We start from the raw sequence: 13,955 nt of genomic DNA, 5'->3' as shown, positions 1-13,955 counted from the left end.
GAAGTAGCGCAGTAGAAAGTGGAAGGGCAATAAAGATTGAGACTTACAGGATAGATCAGATGAAAACGATCAGCGAGAAAGTGGAGTTTTGATTAGGCATGAGTGAGGTAGGTTTTCGACTGGCTCCCCAAGCTGGACTCGAACCAGCGACCCAATGATTAACAGTCATTTGCTCTACCAGCTGAGCTATTGGGGAACTCATCGATAATCAACGAATATATCTGACTGTTTCGGAAGTGCAAGCAGTTTTTAGTTCTTCAGCCCAGTTTTTACCTGCGAAAAGATTGACATTTTTAGGTGGATTTCTATGGTTATTGATTTCCCAATAGCCAACCAAAAACTTTTTCAGGGACGCGACGGACATGAAGGAAATCAACATCAACGGCTTCCGAGAAACCATCATCGAGCGCAGTGATTATCCACCCGAGCGCTGCAAGGATATCCTCGACCAGGAAACAACGGCCATTCTTGGCTATGGCCCACAAGGTCGTGGGCAAGGTTTGAACATGCGAGATCAAGGCTTCAACGTTGTCTTGGGTGTGCGCCCAGGGCGTAGCTGGGACAAAGCGCTTGCAGACGGTTGGGTTGCTGGAGAAAACCTTTTTGAGATGGAAGAAGCTGCTCAAAAAGGGACCATTCTTCAGTACCTGGTTTCAGATGCTGCGCAGATCTCTCTGTGGCCAATGGTTAAGGATTCTCTGAAGGATGGAGATGCCCTTTACTTCTCACATGGTTTCGGCATTGTTTTTAAAGATCACACTAGTATTGTGCCTCAAGCCAATATTGATGTGATCCTCTGTGCTCCCAAGGGTAGCGGACTGACAGTTCGCACTCACTTCCTCGAAGGACGTGGAATCAACTCTTCATTCGCCATTCATCAGGATTACACGGGCAAGGCGAGAGATCGCTGTATTGCAACGGCATTTGCGATTGGTTCCGGGCATCTTTTTGAGACCACATTTGAGCGAGAAGTTCACAGCGATCTGACCGGAGAGCGCAGTGTCTTGATGGGAATGCTTCAAGGGGCTTTCCTAGCTCAATATGAGGTGCTCCGTGAGCACGGACATTCTCCATCAGAAGCTTACAACGAGACCATCGAAGAAGCTCTTGAGAGTCTCTATCCTCTGGTTTCTCAGCGTGGGATGGATTGGATGTATGCAAACTGCTCCACGACCGCTCAACGTGGTGCGCTTGATTGGGCTCCCAAGTTCCATGCGGCGATTAAGCCCGTTGTCGAAGAATGCTACCAGAGCGTGATTAGGGGGGATGAAGCCAAGAGATCCATCGATACCAACTCCCAGCCTGACTATCGAGACAAGTTGGAGCAGGAACTGGAAATCGTTCGCAACCAGGAAATGTGGCAAGCAGGACAAGTGCTGCGTCCGCTTCGCCCAGAAAATCAGTAATTCGTTGAATATGGAACAATGAATCTTCAGCTGTTGGACTCTGGAATCTTTTATGAACTACAAATTTCGGATCAGCGTCCGACTGATTTGCTGGAGGAGGCGGTAGCTTTCGAAGGCTCCCTGAGGCTTCATTATAATCCTGGCTTGGTGCTATTGCTCCTGAATCCACTAGAGTCCAACAGCACCTTGTTTGAATTTCGTGTGGGTGACATCCTTTATGCGGAGCAGTTGGCTAGTATCAGTCGAGAGAATGGGGTGACTGTAGAGCGTGTTCGTCTCTGGGTTCGGCGGGGTAGTCCTGCGGTCAAAATGCAGCCACTGCGAGTGGATGAACATCTAACTGAAGAGATGGCACGATGAAGTACTGGTTACTTAAGAGTGAGCCTGATGTTTTTTCACTGGAAGACCTGAAAAACTGTCCTAATCAGACTGAACACTGGGATGGGATCCGTAACTACCAAGCTCGCAATCTGATGCGTGATGAGATGCAAGTGGGTGATCGAGCTTTCTTCTATCACAGTCGTCAAGCTGAGCCTGCGATTGTCGGTACAGTAAAAGTCGTTCGTGAAGCTTACCCAGATCACACTTCCTGGAATCTTACGAGTAAATACTTTGATGAGAAAAGCTCGCCAGAAAATCCTCGCTGGCTGATGGTAGATGTTCAGTTTGAGAACGAATTTCCACGTCCTGTGACTTTGAAAGAGTTGCGAAGTATTCCTGAACTGAAAGAAATGTTCCTCTTGCGCAAGGGGATGCGTCTCTCCGTTCAACCTGTTACCAAAGAAGAATTTCAGCTAATTCTCTCTCTCGCAAACGATTGAGTTGCCGTCACGGTCCCAATCCTGCTTTCAAAATTTCTACTTTTCCCTGAACAAACTCCTCTCTCCCTCCCTGTTCGATGAGGTTCGCTGATGGAAATCGGAGAAGAAACACGTGTTTTGATCGTGGATGACTTCAACACTTCTCGCAGGATGATTCGCCAGACGCTGAGAGATCTGGGAACAGAACTTTGCAATGAAGCCAAAGACCCTGACGAGGCGATCAAGTTGCTGGAGCGCTATCAATATCACTTGGTACTGGTTGATTGGTATATGGATGGAGCACGAGGTGTGGACCTCATCAAGCAGATCCGTGAAACTCATTCAAAAAAATCTCTGCCAATTCTCCTGATGCTGATGGACCCACTGGACGATCAGCTTGCCATGGGAAAAGCAGCGGGGATCAGTGGTCACATTCTCAAACCTTTTGATGCAGGGACTCTCTCCAAGACGTTGATGGGGTTTGAATGAGCAAGGTTATCAATTTCGCTGAACGGTTGGCGGATCGAAAAGCAAAGGAGGAAAGTCGTCAAATTGAGGGGTGGTTGATATGGCTACATTGTCCAAAGTGCAACACTATAGAGTATACCGAATTGCGGATGCCCGGAGGGCGCGTCCATAAGTGTGGGACACTTGTCGAGGAGGAAGAAATCCCAATTGATATTCGTGCTGAGTTCACCATCTCCCAAAGAAACCTCGACAAGCTGGACGAACTTGAAGAGAAACAAAAGTCATCGAAGGTGATGAAGTTTGTTGGTGGAGGCATGAAGTCGATGATCAAGCAACTTCGAGCTCGTGAAGAAGAGTATCAACTACGCTTGCAGAACATGACTTCAGAACGCTTGAACAACTACCCAGAGCAATGGGATCCAAAAGCTCAGGGTGTCGAAATCACAGTTAGTGAACCCCTAGGACTAGAAATCACAGCGGCTCGGCAGGGCCATCAGCTGTTCACTGATAAGAAGTGAGCATGCAGTATCCAGAGTCTTTGGATCGTTTATCCCGTGAGTTGTCTCGATTACCCGGGATTGGCAAGAAGACTGCGTTACGGCTTGCTTTTGGGATACTCAGATACACGCCAGAAGAAGCCGCAAATCTCGCGGAAGCTATTCGACAGGTGAAGGAAAGGATACATCACTGCAATATCTGTCATGGTTTCACGGACCTTGGAACTTGCTCGGTCTGCAGTAATCAAATGAGAAATCAGCGGCTGATCTGTGTGGTAGAGCAGCCCAACAACGTCTTCCAAATTGAACGAAGCAGGGTCTATCAGGGTGTTTACCATGTGCTGCTTGGCGCCTTGTCCCCGTTGGAAGGCATTGGACCGGACCAACTGCAAATTCGCAGCTTACGCAAACGGCTGGAAAAAGATGGAGCAGACGAGCTGATTCTGGCAACCAACCCTACTGTACAGGGAGAAGCTACGGCTGGATTTTTGCAGTCCGAGTTAGCAGATTTAGTCCCTCAGATCACGAGACTTGCCCGAGGCTTGCCAGCAGGAGGAGACTTAGAATATGTGGACGAAATCACCTTACAAGAAGCGTTTTCCGGAAGGAGAGGTTGGCATGACTAAGTTATTGTGGGGAATCCTAACTGTGGCAATCGGATTGATGAGCTTGGCTGCACCAACTGTAAGCGCAGTAGAAAGTTCTTGCTTGGAACGTTGCGTGGTGGAGCATCCTCAATACGGATTTCCTCAATGCCGAGAACTTGGGGAATTCCTTCAGGGTGATACCTGCTTTGAAGTCTACAATGATTGCTTGCAGAGTTGTCAAATGACCAGTGCTCCCTCTCGCTTCATACCACCTCCAACTCAGACTGCCAATCAATGGCGACAACGCTCTATTTGTGAAGACAACGTCTACAATTTTCCTTACGAAATAGCCTCTGGTGACGTGAAGATCGATTTCCGCTGGAGTGGACAATGTGAATGCTACAACGGTCAGTTTTTTGTGGCCGAATGTGGCCATGAATCTGTAACCTGTAACGAAGTCTGTTCGGGTACAGCGAGCTTCTGAAAATTCCTACATTTTTGATCCCCCTAATTTCTGCAGTTTCTAGCGAGTTCCAGCCTTGAGCGTCCTGAAAGAATTTGAATGGCGGGGTTTCTGCCAGCAGCAAACCCATCCAGAGGAATTGGCATCTCGGATGGATCAACAATCCATCTGTGCCTACTGTGGATTTGATCCCACCGCTGATTCACTACATGTGGGTCACCTCATTCCGATCATGGGATTAGCCCACTTACAACGCCACGGACACCAAATTATTACTCTGATGGGTGGTGGAACTGCGATGGTAGGAGATCCGAGCGGGAAAACTGAGATGCGCAAGATGCTCACAGAAGAGCAACTTCAGAAAAATATCGAAGCCATTCGTCCTCAATTTAGACGCTTTCTCAGATTTGATGAAGAAAATCTACAAATTAATAATTCGGAATGGCTGCGGGACCTAAACTTTTTGGATTTTCTACGAGAAATTGGTCGTCATTTTTCAGTAAATCGGATGCTTTCGTTCGAAACCTACAAGGCTCGTCTGGAAACAGGCCTCTCTTTTCTAGAGTTCAACTACCAACTCCTGCAAGCTTATGACTTTCTAGAATTGAAGCGACGTTACGGCTGCTCCCTACAACTCGGGGGTGATGATCAATGGGCGAATATTATTTCTGGGGTGGACCTGATTCGAAGAGTTGACCAGCACGAAGCATACGGTTTTACATATCCATTGTTGACTACTGTCAGTGGTAAGAAGATGGGCAAAACTGAATCTGGTGCTATCTGGTTGGACCCAACAAGAACTTCACCCTACGAATACTACCAATACTGGGTCAATCTTGATGATGCCGATGTGGCTAAGTGCTTAAGACTGTTCACTTATTTGCCACAAGAACAGATTCAGGAATTGGAGCAGTTGGAGGGGGCAGATATTCGCAAAGCCAAAGCAGTGTTGGCCTTTGAGACCACAAGTTTGGCACATGGTGAAGAAGAGGCCCGAAAAGCGGAAAAGGGTGCTCAAGCAGTTTTTGGGGGAGGTGGAGATCGGAGCCAAGTTCCCGCAACTGAGATTACCCAATCACGAATTACCGCAGGTATCCTACTTTTGGATTTATTTGTGGAAGTGGGAATATGCCCAAGTCGTAGTGAAGCCAGACGCTTACTGCAGCAAGGCGGTCTTTACTTGAATCAGGAACGTATTGAAGAATTAGAGGCTACTTTGAATGTTGAGCATTTTGTTGAGGGCGAAGTTTTGTTGAGGGCTGGAAAAAAGCGCTACCATCGAATTATTATTCAAGATGGATCTTCTCAGTAGAAAGTCTAGGTTCAGTCATTAAATATGTCCTTGGAGCAGCAAGAAAATGATCAGTTCAAAGATTTGGATACCAGTTCCAACGTCACCCCATTTCCTAACCCATACAATCCTCAAGATTCCAAAAGCACCAACTTCTATTTCTTATTGCTGCAAATTAGTTTGAAGCGAAATGGGTGGATACTTTTAGCCAGCGTCCTGATAGCTTTTCTTAGTACTTGGTCTTATTTGGAGTTGACTCCGAAAACCTATGTAGCCAGAGTTTCTTACGAAGTTATCCCCTTAAATACGGTCAACCTTCAGCAAAAGAATCATGAAAGAAGAATAGTCGATCTGGAAGAGGAATTCCTCAATCAGCGCACAATCAGGCTGTTTCAAAAAATTGAGTTTCTCTCTTTTTTCCTTGATCGCACAGGCTTGACTCCTGTGATTCTAACAGATCTGTATGATCCTACGACGGATACCTACGACTTACCGAACGATTTGCTCTCCCCAGATGAATTTGCAGCTGCCTCACTGATTGGAGATACCAAAAATCCTACTTTTGAATTTCAAACTGAAAAATCCTCTGGACTGACATTACTAACAGTCCAATTCCACAACCCAGAACTGGCAAGAAGCCTAGCAAATGATGGATTGCGTTGGGCCAATGATTACTTGGTCTCTCAAGAAATTGTCGATTTACAGCGCGAAATAGATAGTCTGAGCCAATCCTTAAGTCAATTGGGAGCAGAAAAATCTATTGAAGTAAATTCAGCAGAAAGAGAGACTTCATTCTCTGTCAGTCCTTTAGTTTTGGAAAATCTTCAGCAGCGCTTGATTGATCGTCAAATTGAGTTGGGTGTACTTGAAAAGACACAGCCTAATGCAGCAAGCATAACGGGCATGAAAGCATTAATCGGAGTATTGGAGGCAAAACTGGCTGAATTCAATAATCAAAGAGATAGCAAGTTAATTGAAGATGGAAGAGAATCAGGGGGAATTTCTAAGTTGAGAATTCAATTTGCTCAGAACCAATCACGATTGGAACTATTGAAGTCAGGCCAACAGCCTTTGGTTCGAATTATTGATCGTGCCATTCCTCCTGAAAATCCTAGTAAACCCAATTCTAGATTGATTCTAGCATTTTCGTTGGTTGTAGGGTTGTTTGGTGGGGTGTTCTTGGTCTTTTTAGTCGATTTTGTTCGCAAAACAAGGCAGCGACTCTCAGCAAATTCTTAGGAACCTACCTTGAAATCCCATACCCCATTTTACTCGATTTGCTTTAGTTGAGTAACAACAAGCAAAGTGCCCTCGGAAAATTTGATTCTGACATCTGGTTGAACACTCAGGTTGGAAACACCACACGGTGGCTGACCAGGACACAGACTTCGACCAGCAAGTGCATAACCTAAGCCCCAACTAGTAATTTCAGTCACAGGTCCAAAAGCTGGGATCAAGGAAACTGTGGTACCTATAGGTAGCACGGCAGACCATCTCCCAGTGGAAAGATCTATCCGCTCAGCCTCACTCCACATGCTGATTTCCAGCAGATTTCTGAAGCCAAAGCAAGAGTCCAAGCAGGCCATGAAATGATCTGTCCGGTTCCCTTGCATTCCTAAGAGATGAACACCCTGGATCCCTTGATGATGACAAAATTCAAGAACTTTTGAAACATCGTTGGTTTCTTGATCGGTTACCAGATGCAACTGGGAAGCTTGAAATTGCTTTCGATTTGCTTCAGTAAGTGAATCCAGATCTCCTACTACAAAATCAGGTGTTAGCCCTAACGACAATAATCGATTTGCACCACCATCCGCTCCGATCCTCAAGTCTACTTTGTCCCAAAATTGAGCCAATAAGGTTTGAGAAGGCGTCTCTCCGTTTCCCACTACCAAAGCCTTTGGTGAATTAGGTCCTATGTCCATGGGCAAACTCTTTCTCGTTCCAACTCCAATTGGAAATGCGGGTGATATTACTTTACGGGCACTGGAAGTTCTGAAAACTGTCGATGAAGTGATTTGTGAAGAACGGAAGGTCGGCAGCCGTTTTCTCAAGCATCACGGAATTCAACAAAATCTACGAACCCTCAACGAACACAATGAGTCAGAGCAGATCAGGGATTTACTTAATTTGCTGAAAGATGGCAAACAGCTCGCATTAATTTCTGATGCAGGAACTCCAGTTTTTGCAGATCCCGGATATCGCTTGATCCAAGCTATCATCGCAAGCCAGGGTGAAATTGTGTCTTTACCCGGGCCTTCATCACTGATGACGGCATTAGTTGTCAGTGGGCTGCCTTGTCAGGATTTTTATTGTGTCGGTTTTCTTCCCCGGAAGACAGAGTTGCGCCGAAAGGCCCTGCAAAGCCTGAAACGTTTGCAGACCACCTTGGTGATTTATGAAGCCCCGTACCGCTTAATTCCGTTGTTGAAAGACGTTTCAGGAGAGTTGGGGGGTCAGCAACCTGCAAGTCTTTGCGTACGACTCAGTTACCCAGACGAGAGAGTTCTTAGAGGTAATTTGAAAAAATTACTAGCTCACTGTGAAGCTTTCCCATTCAAGGGAGAGTTTGTATTACTGGTGGATAACAGAGTGTCTGGTCGATTTTCCAAAGGGTGTAAGGCCTCTAAAACTCGCTCAACTTGACGACGAGGGTGTTTACTAGAAGGAAAGACTAAGTAGGAGGATTCTCTTGGCAGAGAGATGTGTTTGGGTAAGTAGTAGATCAATTCATCCAACTTGACTAATCCCAAATCACGCCGAGCTAGAAAATCGATGTATTCCGAGCTTGTTCGCAGAGCTTGGACTTCCGCTAGCAATTCTTGCTCCTGAACTCGCATTTCCTGCATTTCATGACGCAAGCGGAAATCTTGGTCATTGAGTCTTGAGGTGGCTAGCACGCCGTAATCACCTACCACTCCCACCAAAGTCATAATCAGCAGAAAACCGATAAGTAGACCCATCATTGAGATGGGACGAATCTCAGTGTCTGCTTGTTTAGCCTGAACTGCGGAGGGTTTGGGGGGGCTAAACAAACCCCAGATGTAAAGGACGCGTTCCTTGGCATTATGTGTTTGTTTTCCCCGCTTCTGCTTAGAATTTGGCAGAGTGGAGGGCCGGCGCAAATTTTTCAGAAGCTGGCTCATCATCCGTTTTCTGGGGTTTCTTTAAGCTTCAAATATTGACGCTGCAGTCGAAATTTCTGCTGCTGATATTCGTCTTTATTTAGCCGTCCTAATTGAAAATCGTCCTCCAATTCGCTGAGTGCACTCAATAGTGCGTCAGATTCACCGGTATCTAAATTTGCTTGGTCTTTCTGGAGTTCATGCCGTTGGATTCGGCTAAAAAAAAGGGGAAAAGTCACGACTCCAATCGTCAAAATAAACAATAATGCAGTCAAGTAAACGTTCATTTAGATTTCTGCAGTGTGTGCCTCAATCAATTTTCTAGATTCTGGAAGATGCATCATTTCGTTTAGCCGATCACGTTGTTGAAGATGCCAATAGCCGATAACACATTCAAAGCCTGTCGCCATTCGATATTCCTCAACCGTTGCATGCTTAGGCCGTGTTTGTGGTTTCTGGTTCTTCCCACGTTGAAAAACTTGAAGCTCTTCCTCATTCAGCATTCCGTACCAAAGAGAAACCAGCTTTGATTGTGTTTGACAGCGTACTAACTCTACCACCCACTGATGCACCTTGCTGGCACTTTGACTTCTCTGCAAAGCATATTTGCGACACCAAAGCTCAAAGATAGCATCGCCTAAGTAGGCCAAACCAAAGTTTGACCACTCCTTCCAGTCCTCACCACTGCTCATCCTGAGGACAAATCAAGTGGTTGCGTTGAATTCGAAACATACCGTTGTCCATCTCTCTCTCATCCAACACTTTCATGGTGTTATCCGAAGTCGGGACTCCGAAGCTGCCATCGGCTCTTAAAACAATCTTCTGACCGGGGCGGCAATAAAAGATTTCATTGCCTCTATCAATCATTACTCCGCTTCGGGGAGCTAGATCTTGGGACTCTTCTGGTTTTTCTGGTGCAGCCAGAATTTCTCCAAGCGATTGTGATTTGAGCAAACAGACATAACGCTCATCTCGGCTACCCACAGATTTACTGCTGAGTTGATATAACGAGCCCATCTGATGTACGAGCCTACGTTGGTAGGAGTTCATCGGGTCAAATTCTAAAATTTCTTCGTCTTTCTCAAGGAATTTTAGAATCTGCAGATTGATTTCTTTAAGAAATTCTTCGTCTTGGGGGGTTAACTCAGCTTCAATGACCTGAGATTTATCCTGAAATTTGTCTGTCATGTTGATGTGGACTTCGGTCGTTGATGAATTGCCGGGCTCGTCCCGGGGAGATAGAAGCTAAATAATAGTGCTAAAGCAAGAAGTCCAGAGAGGCAATCGAAAAAAGGACTCAAGTTTTGTTTTAAACAGCCGATAGGTCAATTAAGGCAAAAACTTGGCTCCATAAATTCTTTAAGAATTTGGAGCTAGATTCTGTCCAAAGTGCAATAAGTTTGCCCAGTCTCTGTGACGAGATGAGGACTGCTGCGCCTTGGGCTTTAAGTCATCAAAAGGGCATATGCCTGAAAATCAAACTTACTCCAATCTCTACACGATTGGTTTCTTAGCAACACTTGGAATGATGGCCTTCGGAATGTACTACTTTTACAGTGGTATGGGTAAGGTCAGCTATCAAACTTATAGTGGTTTTGAAACCGTAACTTATTATCTTGATAAGCAAAAGTACGATCTGTACTTTAACGGTCTCATTTATTGTGGGTGTTTCGCTTTTGCGCTGCTGTTGCTGACTGCAGCGATACTTGTGCCGAGTCCGGCACAGTTGCAGCGTAGGCAGGCTCAATCCTATCCGTATGGAGCTCAACTTGGTTCAACACCTATGAGTCAACCTGCTCCGGTTGGACCAGCCCCGCAGCAAACTAAAGAAGGTGAGACAAACAATTCTCCTGAAGCAAGTCCGCCACTAGAACTGGAACCAGATTTCGATTTCGCCGTTGATGACAGCCTCATGGGAGATCTCGAACTGAAAAGTTGAAATTGAGTTGGCAGACGAGGTATGTGATCACTGGAGTGCTTGAAAATCAAATTTTTTCAAGCACTCCAGCGGTTTTTCCACCGTTTTAGAAGCCAATTAAAATGTCCCTCCTCATTTCTCTCCTGATAGCTTATCTTCTTGGGAGCATCCCCTTTGGACTATTGATTAGCCGGTTCTGGTTAGGTATTGATGTCCGCCAGCAAGGTAGTGGAAACATTGGTATGACCAATGTAATGAGAGTCGGTGGAAAATTACCGGGAGCGCTAACATTTATACTTGATTTCGGTAAAGCGTGGCTTGCTGTTTTGATAGCAGATGCGCTGCTGGTGGAAGAGTCAACGCCCGAACCTGCATTGGGAACCCTGATGCTTGTTGGAGCTTTCGCAGTTCTTGGACATGTATTCCCAATTTTTCTGCGCTTCAAGGGTGGTAAGGGGATTTCGTGTCAAATTGGAACACTGCTGGCTGTTTATTATCCTTTAGCTTTAGTTGGCATGGGAACGTGGTTGCTGATGTTTGCCTGGAAAAAAATATCAAGCTTCTCCGCAATCGTGATGCTTTGTGTATTGCCGCCTGTGAGCTTAGTTTTGCCAGGCATGGTGTGGGAATTCCCAACATGGGATTTAAGTGCAATTCAGTTTGCTTTGAGTCTCCTACTTCTGTATAGCCATCGCGATAATCTTCGGCGATTACGTGAGGGTAGTGAGGGTGTTTTGCAAAGCTCTTCTTCGAACAATTCTTCTCAGAGATCACAATGAATTTTAACCTTGTCCAGCCCCTGCGCTTTTTCTTTGGTGGGGGAATTTACCACCATGTTGCAAACCTAACGGTGGTGATCATGGCCTTGGCTATCCTGTATCTGGTGGGGCTTAAAATTTGGCCAGTATCGTTTCTTTTGTGGGTGAGTCTAATTGTTTTCGCTTCTATTGCTATTTGGCGAGCGGGAGATTTTTTTCAGCCAGCGGCAGACTACGTTCAGGAGAAGCACAAACTCCCTGAATCTATTAAAGCTGCAGTGATTGATGCTATTGCGAGTTCATTCCCAGAATTTTGTGTTGCTATAATTGCTGTGATTTTATTGGGGCGAGCGGAAGTAGGTATTTCATCAATTGTAGGTTCTGCACTTTACAATGTCTTAATCATTCCAGCTGCTGCAGGCCTAGTTGCAAAAGGGCCAATGAAAATTGGTAAGGAGGTGGTGTGGAGAGACAGTTTAATGTATTTTGGCGTGGTCATTTTATTGCTCGTAGCTCTTTTGGCATTCCCAAATGCTTGGGGTTTTGGTGTTGCTGCATTATTTATCCTCGCTTACTTGGGCTATATTTTTTGGTTAAACATTGATTATCGCAAACACAAAAGAAATTTGGCTGAAGAGGACAATAATGTGAGTGTTCCAGCAGAAACTGAGGCTAGTGTTGAAGAGGAAGAAGAATCTGAACTGGAAATTCGGGACGAACCTCACGCATGGAAGTGGATTTTAGGAATGATGCTGGTAATGGGCTTAGCCTCGCACATATTGGTTGAGGCCTCCATCCAGCTTGGTGATCTTCTTGGTATTGATGCCGTGATCATGGGCTTCATTGTGATCGCAGCCGGGACTTCGGTGCCAGATACGGTACTTTCTGTTCTGAGCGCGAAAAGGGGTAATTACGATGCTGCAATATCCAATGTTTTCGGAAGCAATATTTTTGATATTTGTATTTGCCTAAGTGTCCCAATCCTACTTGCTTTGGTGTTGACCGGGTCCGTTACTCCAGTGAATTTACCGCAGATCGAATTAGTGTATATGCTGGTCGGGGCTACTGCGTTGGCAATCTATCTCTTCTGGAGTGATAACTACACACTTACCAAGACAAAATCCACAATCATGTTTGGTATCTACTTACTGATTATTTTAGTCGCAATGGCCCTGTAATTTTTATGTCAACCGTTTCGAACTTGCTCCAATTTTTGAATTTGTCTCCGACGCCTTTCCATGCAGTTCAGTCAATCAAGCATCAACTCATAGACAGTGGCTTCCTTGAGTTGCGAGAAAGCCAGCTTTGGGAGACGGAGCAGGGTGGAAAATACTACGTCACTCGGGGTGAAACAAGTATTGTTGCTTGGATTCAGGGAGAATCTCTCCCAGATCATGGAGCCCATATTGTTGGAGCCCATACCGATAGCCCCAATCTACGGCTCAAGCCCCATCCAAATATTATCCGTAGTGGCTACCGTCAACTGGGAGTAGAGGTATATGGTGGAGTTTTGTTAGGGACTTGGACTGACAGAGATTTGTCTTTGGCAGGAAGGATCTTCGTTGAGTCTGAAAATGGGCTGAAGACTTATCCTCTTCTCTGTAGGCAACCACTGGCCAGAATTCCACAGCTGGCGATTCATCTGAATCGTGAGGTAAATGATAAAGGCCTACAACTGAATAAGCAAAAACACCTGCCACCCATTTTGACTAAGAGTCAAAACTGGGAAACTGAAGATGCCCTGAAGTTCTGGCTTGCAGAGGAATTGGATTTGGATGTGAGCAAGATCCGTAGTTGGGATTTAAGTCTTTATGACACACAATCCGCTCAGTGCTGGGGGCCAGATCTGGAATTCATTGCCTCAGCACGTCTGGACAACTTGTTCTGTTGCTTCACAGGGTTGCAGGCACTTTGTCACTCCAACTCTACGATGCCATGGGCTCAGGTTTTGGTTTGTTACGATCACGAAGAAATTGGTAGTCAAACAACGGAGGGTGCTCAATCCTCTTTTCTGGAATTTGTTATCAGAAGACTGGCGGAGCAGACTGGATCTCCACAGGCCTACGAACGTGCAGTAGCCAATTCAATCCTTGTATCGGCAGACATGGCGCACGCTGTTCATCCTAATTACGCAGAACAGCACGATCCAAATCACTTTCCTCAAATGAATGAAGGACCAGTCATCAAACGGAATTCTCAAGGCCGTTACGCTACCTCGGCAAGGACAGAAGCTTGGTTCGAACAAATCTGTTATCAGTGTGATGTCCCTGTTCAAAAATTTGTGATGCGCACCGATCTGGCCTGTGGTTCCACGATTGGTCCGATCACCGCAGCACGTCTTGGGGTAGAAACAGTTGATGTGGGTGCTGCGATGCTTGCCATGCACTCAATCAGAGAGACTTGTGGTTCTCTTGACACAGATTACCTAATCAAAGCCTTCCAAGCCATCTATCAAGAACACCTTCCGATTTTAAACTGAAGCACTTTCAGCTAAATAATTGCTCTGGTTTTCAAAAGTTCTGATTTCCAATCAAGAATTTGCTTAAATGCAGTCAGTGAAGATCTAACAAGCTCTCCCTCCTTTATCCACTTATCTACTGTTACCAAATATAGTTACCTATTTTCATTCATTATTTTATCTT

The 13,955-nt window shown here is 45.5% G+C and carries 19 protein-coding genes and 1 tRNA gene; 14 read left to right on the top strand and 6 right to left on the bottom strand.

Translation table 11 applies throughout. The features are described from left to right. Positions 1-120 precede the first annotated feature (120 nt). Positions 121-196: transfer RNA gene (locus P8O70_13355), tRNA-Asn, on the bottom strand. A gap of 166 nt (positions 197-362) precedes the next feature. On the opposite strand from P8O70_13355, the gene ilvC reads away from it, so the two are divergent. The 9 genes from ilvC (at position 363) to P8O70_13310 (ending at position 6,751) form a co-directional block, all read left to right on the top strand. Then, positions 363-1,406, top strand: coding sequence for a ketol-acid reductoisomerase (ilvC, locus tag P8O70_13350; protein ID MDG2197846.1), 1,044 nt, complete (start codon positions 363-365; stop codon positions 1,404-1,406). An 18-nt stretch (positions 1,407-1,424) separates the two neighbouring features. Beyond that, a complete protein-coding gene (locus P8O70_13345; protein MDG2197845.1) occupies positions 1,425-1,766 on the top strand; it encodes a hypothetical protein in 342 nt (113 codons plus the stop codon). Beyond that, entirely contained in the window at positions 1,763-2,227 is a 465-nt protein-coding gene (locus P8O70_13340; protein ID MDG2197844.1) for an EVE domain-containing protein, read from the top strand. Before P8O70_13345 ends, P8O70_13340 begins: the two co-directional genes overlap by 4 nt. Positions 2,228-2,317: 90 nt before the next feature. Beyond that, complete coding sequence (locus tag P8O70_13335; protein MDG2197843.1) at positions 2,318-2,695, top strand: response regulator; 378 nt, start codon at positions 2,318-2,320, stop codon at positions 2,693-2,695. After that, entirely contained in the window at positions 2,692-3,192 is a 501-nt protein-coding gene (locus tag P8O70_13330; GenBank protein MDG2197842.1) for a hypothetical protein, read from the top strand. The genes P8O70_13335 and P8O70_13330 overlap by 4 nt, the downstream gene beginning before the upstream one ends. Positions 3,193-3,194: 2 nt before the next feature. Next, positions 3,195-3,797: a recombination mediator RecR gene (recR, locus tag P8O70_13325; protein ID MDG2197841.1), complete on the top strand. Its 603-nt coding sequence runs from the start codon at positions 3,195-3,197 to the stop codon at positions 3,795-3,797. Then, entirely contained in the window at positions 3,790-4,242 is a 453-nt protein-coding gene (locus tag P8O70_13320; protein ID MDG2197840.1) for a hypothetical protein, read from the top strand. The genes recR and P8O70_13320 overlap by 8 nt, the downstream gene beginning before the upstream one ends. A 55-nt stretch (positions 4,243-4,297) precedes the next feature. Then, on the top strand, positions 4,298-5,533 hold the full coding sequence (gene tyrS, locus P8O70_13315) for a tyrosine--tRNA ligase (GenBank protein MDG2197839.1): 1,236 nt from the start codon (positions 4,298-4,300) through the stop codon (positions 5,531-5,533). A gap of 24 nt (positions 5,534-5,557) precedes the next feature. After that, positions 5,558-6,751 (top strand): GNVR domain-containing protein, encoded by a 1,194-nt coding sequence (locus tag P8O70_13310; protein ID MDG2197838.1) that lies wholly within the window; start codon positions 5,558-5,560, stop codon positions 6,749-6,751. Between the two features lie 29 nt (positions 6,752-6,780). Here P8O70_13310 and P8O70_13305 read toward each other — a convergent pair whose 3' ends face one another. Next, positions 6,781-7,437 (bottom strand): thiamine diphosphokinase, encoded by a 657-nt coding sequence (locus P8O70_13305; protein MDG2197837.1) that lies wholly within the window; start codon positions 7,435-7,437, stop codon positions 6,781-6,783. Here P8O70_13305 and rsmI point away from each other — a divergent pair. Continuing rightward, the gene (gene rsmI, locus P8O70_13300; GenBank protein ID MDG2197836.1) at positions 7,430-8,158 is read left to right on the top strand and encodes a 16S rRNA (cytidine(1402)-2'-O)-methyltransferase; all 729 of its coding nucleotides are present in this window, start codon (positions 7,430-7,432) and stop codon (positions 8,156-8,158) included. The genes P8O70_13305 and rsmI overlap by 8 nt on opposite strands. Here rsmI and P8O70_13295 read toward each other — a convergent pair. Genes P8O70_13295 through P8O70_13280 form a run of 4 tightly spaced genes read right to left on the bottom strand, consistent with a single transcriptional unit; the run spans position 8,050 to position 9,825 of the window. Continuing rightward, positions 8,050-8,661 carry a septum formation initiator family protein gene (locus P8O70_13295; protein MDG2197835.1) on the bottom strand — a complete coding sequence of 204 codons (612 nt, stop codon included), beginning with the start codon at positions 8,659-8,661 and terminating at the stop codon, positions 8,050-8,052. The two genes, rsmI and P8O70_13295, sit on opposite strands and share 109 nt — an antisense overlap. Next, a complete protein-coding gene (locus P8O70_13290; GenBank protein MDG2197834.1) occupies positions 8,658-8,924 on the bottom strand; it encodes a hypothetical protein in 267 nt (88 codons plus the stop codon). Before P8O70_13290 ends, P8O70_13295 begins: the two co-directional genes overlap by 4 nt. Then, positions 8,925-9,329, bottom strand: coding sequence for a ribonuclease III domain-containing protein (locus P8O70_13285; protein ID MDG2197833.1), 405 nt, complete (start codon positions 9,327-9,329; stop codon positions 8,925-8,927). Beyond that, positions 9,316-9,825, bottom strand: a complete 510-nt coding sequence (locus P8O70_13280; protein ID MDG2197832.1) for a R3H domain-containing nucleic acid-binding protein — start codon at positions 9,823-9,825, stop codon at positions 9,316-9,318. The genes P8O70_13285 and P8O70_13280 overlap by 14 nt, the downstream gene beginning before the upstream one ends. Positions 9,826-10,102: 277 nt before the next feature. Here P8O70_13280 and P8O70_13275 point away from each other — a divergent pair, with 277 nt between their 5' ends. The 4 genes from P8O70_13275 (at position 10,103) to P8O70_13260 (ending at position 13,792) form a co-directional block, all read left to right on the top strand. Then, positions 10,103-10,576 (top strand): hypothetical protein, encoded by a 474-nt coding sequence (locus P8O70_13275; protein ID MDG2197831.1) that lies wholly within the window; start codon positions 10,103-10,105, stop codon positions 10,574-10,576. Positions 10,577-10,677: 101 nt separating this feature from the next. After that, a complete protein-coding gene (gene plsY, locus P8O70_13270; GenBank protein MDG2197830.1) occupies positions 10,678-11,334 on the top strand; it encodes a glycerol-3-phosphate 1-O-acyltransferase PlsY in 657 nt (218 codons plus the stop codon). Then, the gene (locus P8O70_13265) at positions 11,331-12,491 is read left to right on the top strand and encodes a sodium:calcium antiporter (GenBank protein ID MDG2197829.1); all 1,161 of its coding nucleotides are present in this window, start codon (positions 11,331-11,333) and stop codon (positions 12,489-12,491) included. Before plsY ends, P8O70_13265 begins: the two co-directional genes overlap by 4 nt. Before the next feature lie 5 nt (positions 12,492-12,496). Next, on the top strand, positions 12,497-13,792 hold the full coding sequence (locus P8O70_13260; GenBank protein MDG2197828.1) for a M18 family aminopeptidase: 1,296 nt from the start codon (positions 12,497-12,499) through the stop codon (positions 13,790-13,792). The last annotated feature ends 163 nt before the right edge of the window (positions 13,793-13,955 follow it).

The sequence above is a fragment of the SAR324 cluster bacterium genome (assembly GCA_029245725.1).
In the GTDB taxonomy this organism is placed as follows: Bacteria; SAR324; SAR324; order SAR324; family NAC60-12; genus JCVI-SCAAA005.
This window is presented reverse-complemented; position numbering and strand designations above follow the sequence as displayed.

Bases quoted from the DNA above. Each gene is read 5' to 3' on its own strand.
- ilvC (MDG2197846.1), top strand. From the start codon at position 363: ATGAAGGAAATCAACATCAACGGCTTCCGAGAAACCATCATCGAGCGC.
- P8O70_13345 (MDG2197845.1), top strand. From the start codon at position 1,425: ATGAATCTTCAGCTGTTGGACTCTGGAATCTTTTATGAACTACAAATT.
- P8O70_13340 (MDG2197844.1), top strand. From the start codon at position 1,763: ATGAAGTACTGGTTACTTAAGAGTGAGCCTGATGTTTTTTCACTGGAA.
- P8O70_13335 (MDG2197843.1), top strand. From the start codon at position 2,318: ATGGAAATCGGAGAAGAAACACGTGTTTTGATCGTGGATGACTTCAAC.
- P8O70_13330 (MDG2197842.1), top strand. From the start codon at position 2,692: ATGAGCAAGGTTATCAATTTCGCTGAACGGTTGGCGGATCGAAAAGCA.
- recR (MDG2197841.1), top strand. From the start codon at position 3,195: ATGCAGTATCCAGAGTCTTTGGATCGTTTATCCCGTGAGTTGTCTCGA.
- P8O70_13320 (MDG2197840.1), top strand. From the start codon at position 3,790: ATGACTAAGTTATTGTGGGGAATCCTAACTGTGGCAATCGGATTGATG.
- P8O70_13310 (MDG2197838.1), top strand. From the start codon at position 5,558: ATGTCCTTGGAGCAGCAAGAAAATGATCAGTTCAAAGATTTGGATACC.
- rsmI (MDG2197836.1), top strand. From the start codon at position 7,430: ATGTCCATGGGCAAACTCTTTCTCGTTCCAACTCCAATTGGAAATGCG.
- P8O70_13305 (MDG2197837.1), bottom strand. From the start codon at position 7,437: ATGGACATAGGACCTAATTCACCAAAGGCTTTGGTAGTGGGAAACGGA.
- P8O70_13295 (MDG2197835.1), bottom strand. From the start codon at position 8,661: ATGATGAGCCAGCTTCTGAAAAATTTGCGCCGGCCCTCCACTCTGCCA.
- P8O70_13290 (MDG2197834.1), bottom strand. From the start codon at position 8,924: ATGAACGTTTACTTGACTGCATTATTGTTTATTTTGACGATTGGAGTC.
- P8O70_13285 (MDG2197833.1), bottom strand. From the start codon at position 9,329: ATGAGCAGTGGTGAGGACTGGAAGGAGTGGTCAAACTTTGGTTTGGCC.
- P8O70_13280 (MDG2197832.1), bottom strand. From the start codon at position 9,825: ATGACAGACAAATTTCAGGATAAATCTCAGGTCATTGAAGCTGAGTTA.
- P8O70_13275 (MDG2197831.1), top strand. From the start codon at position 10,103: ATGCCTGAAAATCAAACTTACTCCAATCTCTACACGATTGGTTTCTTA.
- plsY (MDG2197830.1), top strand. From the start codon at position 10,678: ATGTCCCTCCTCATTTCTCTCCTGATAGCTTATCTTCTTGGGAGCATC.
- P8O70_13265 (MDG2197829.1), top strand. From the start codon at position 11,331: ATGAATTTTAACCTTGTCCAGCCCCTGCGCTTTTTCTTTGGTGGGGGA.
- P8O70_13260 (MDG2197828.1), top strand. From the start codon at position 12,497: ATGTCAACCGTTTCGAACTTGCTCCAATTTTTGAATTTGTCTCCGACG.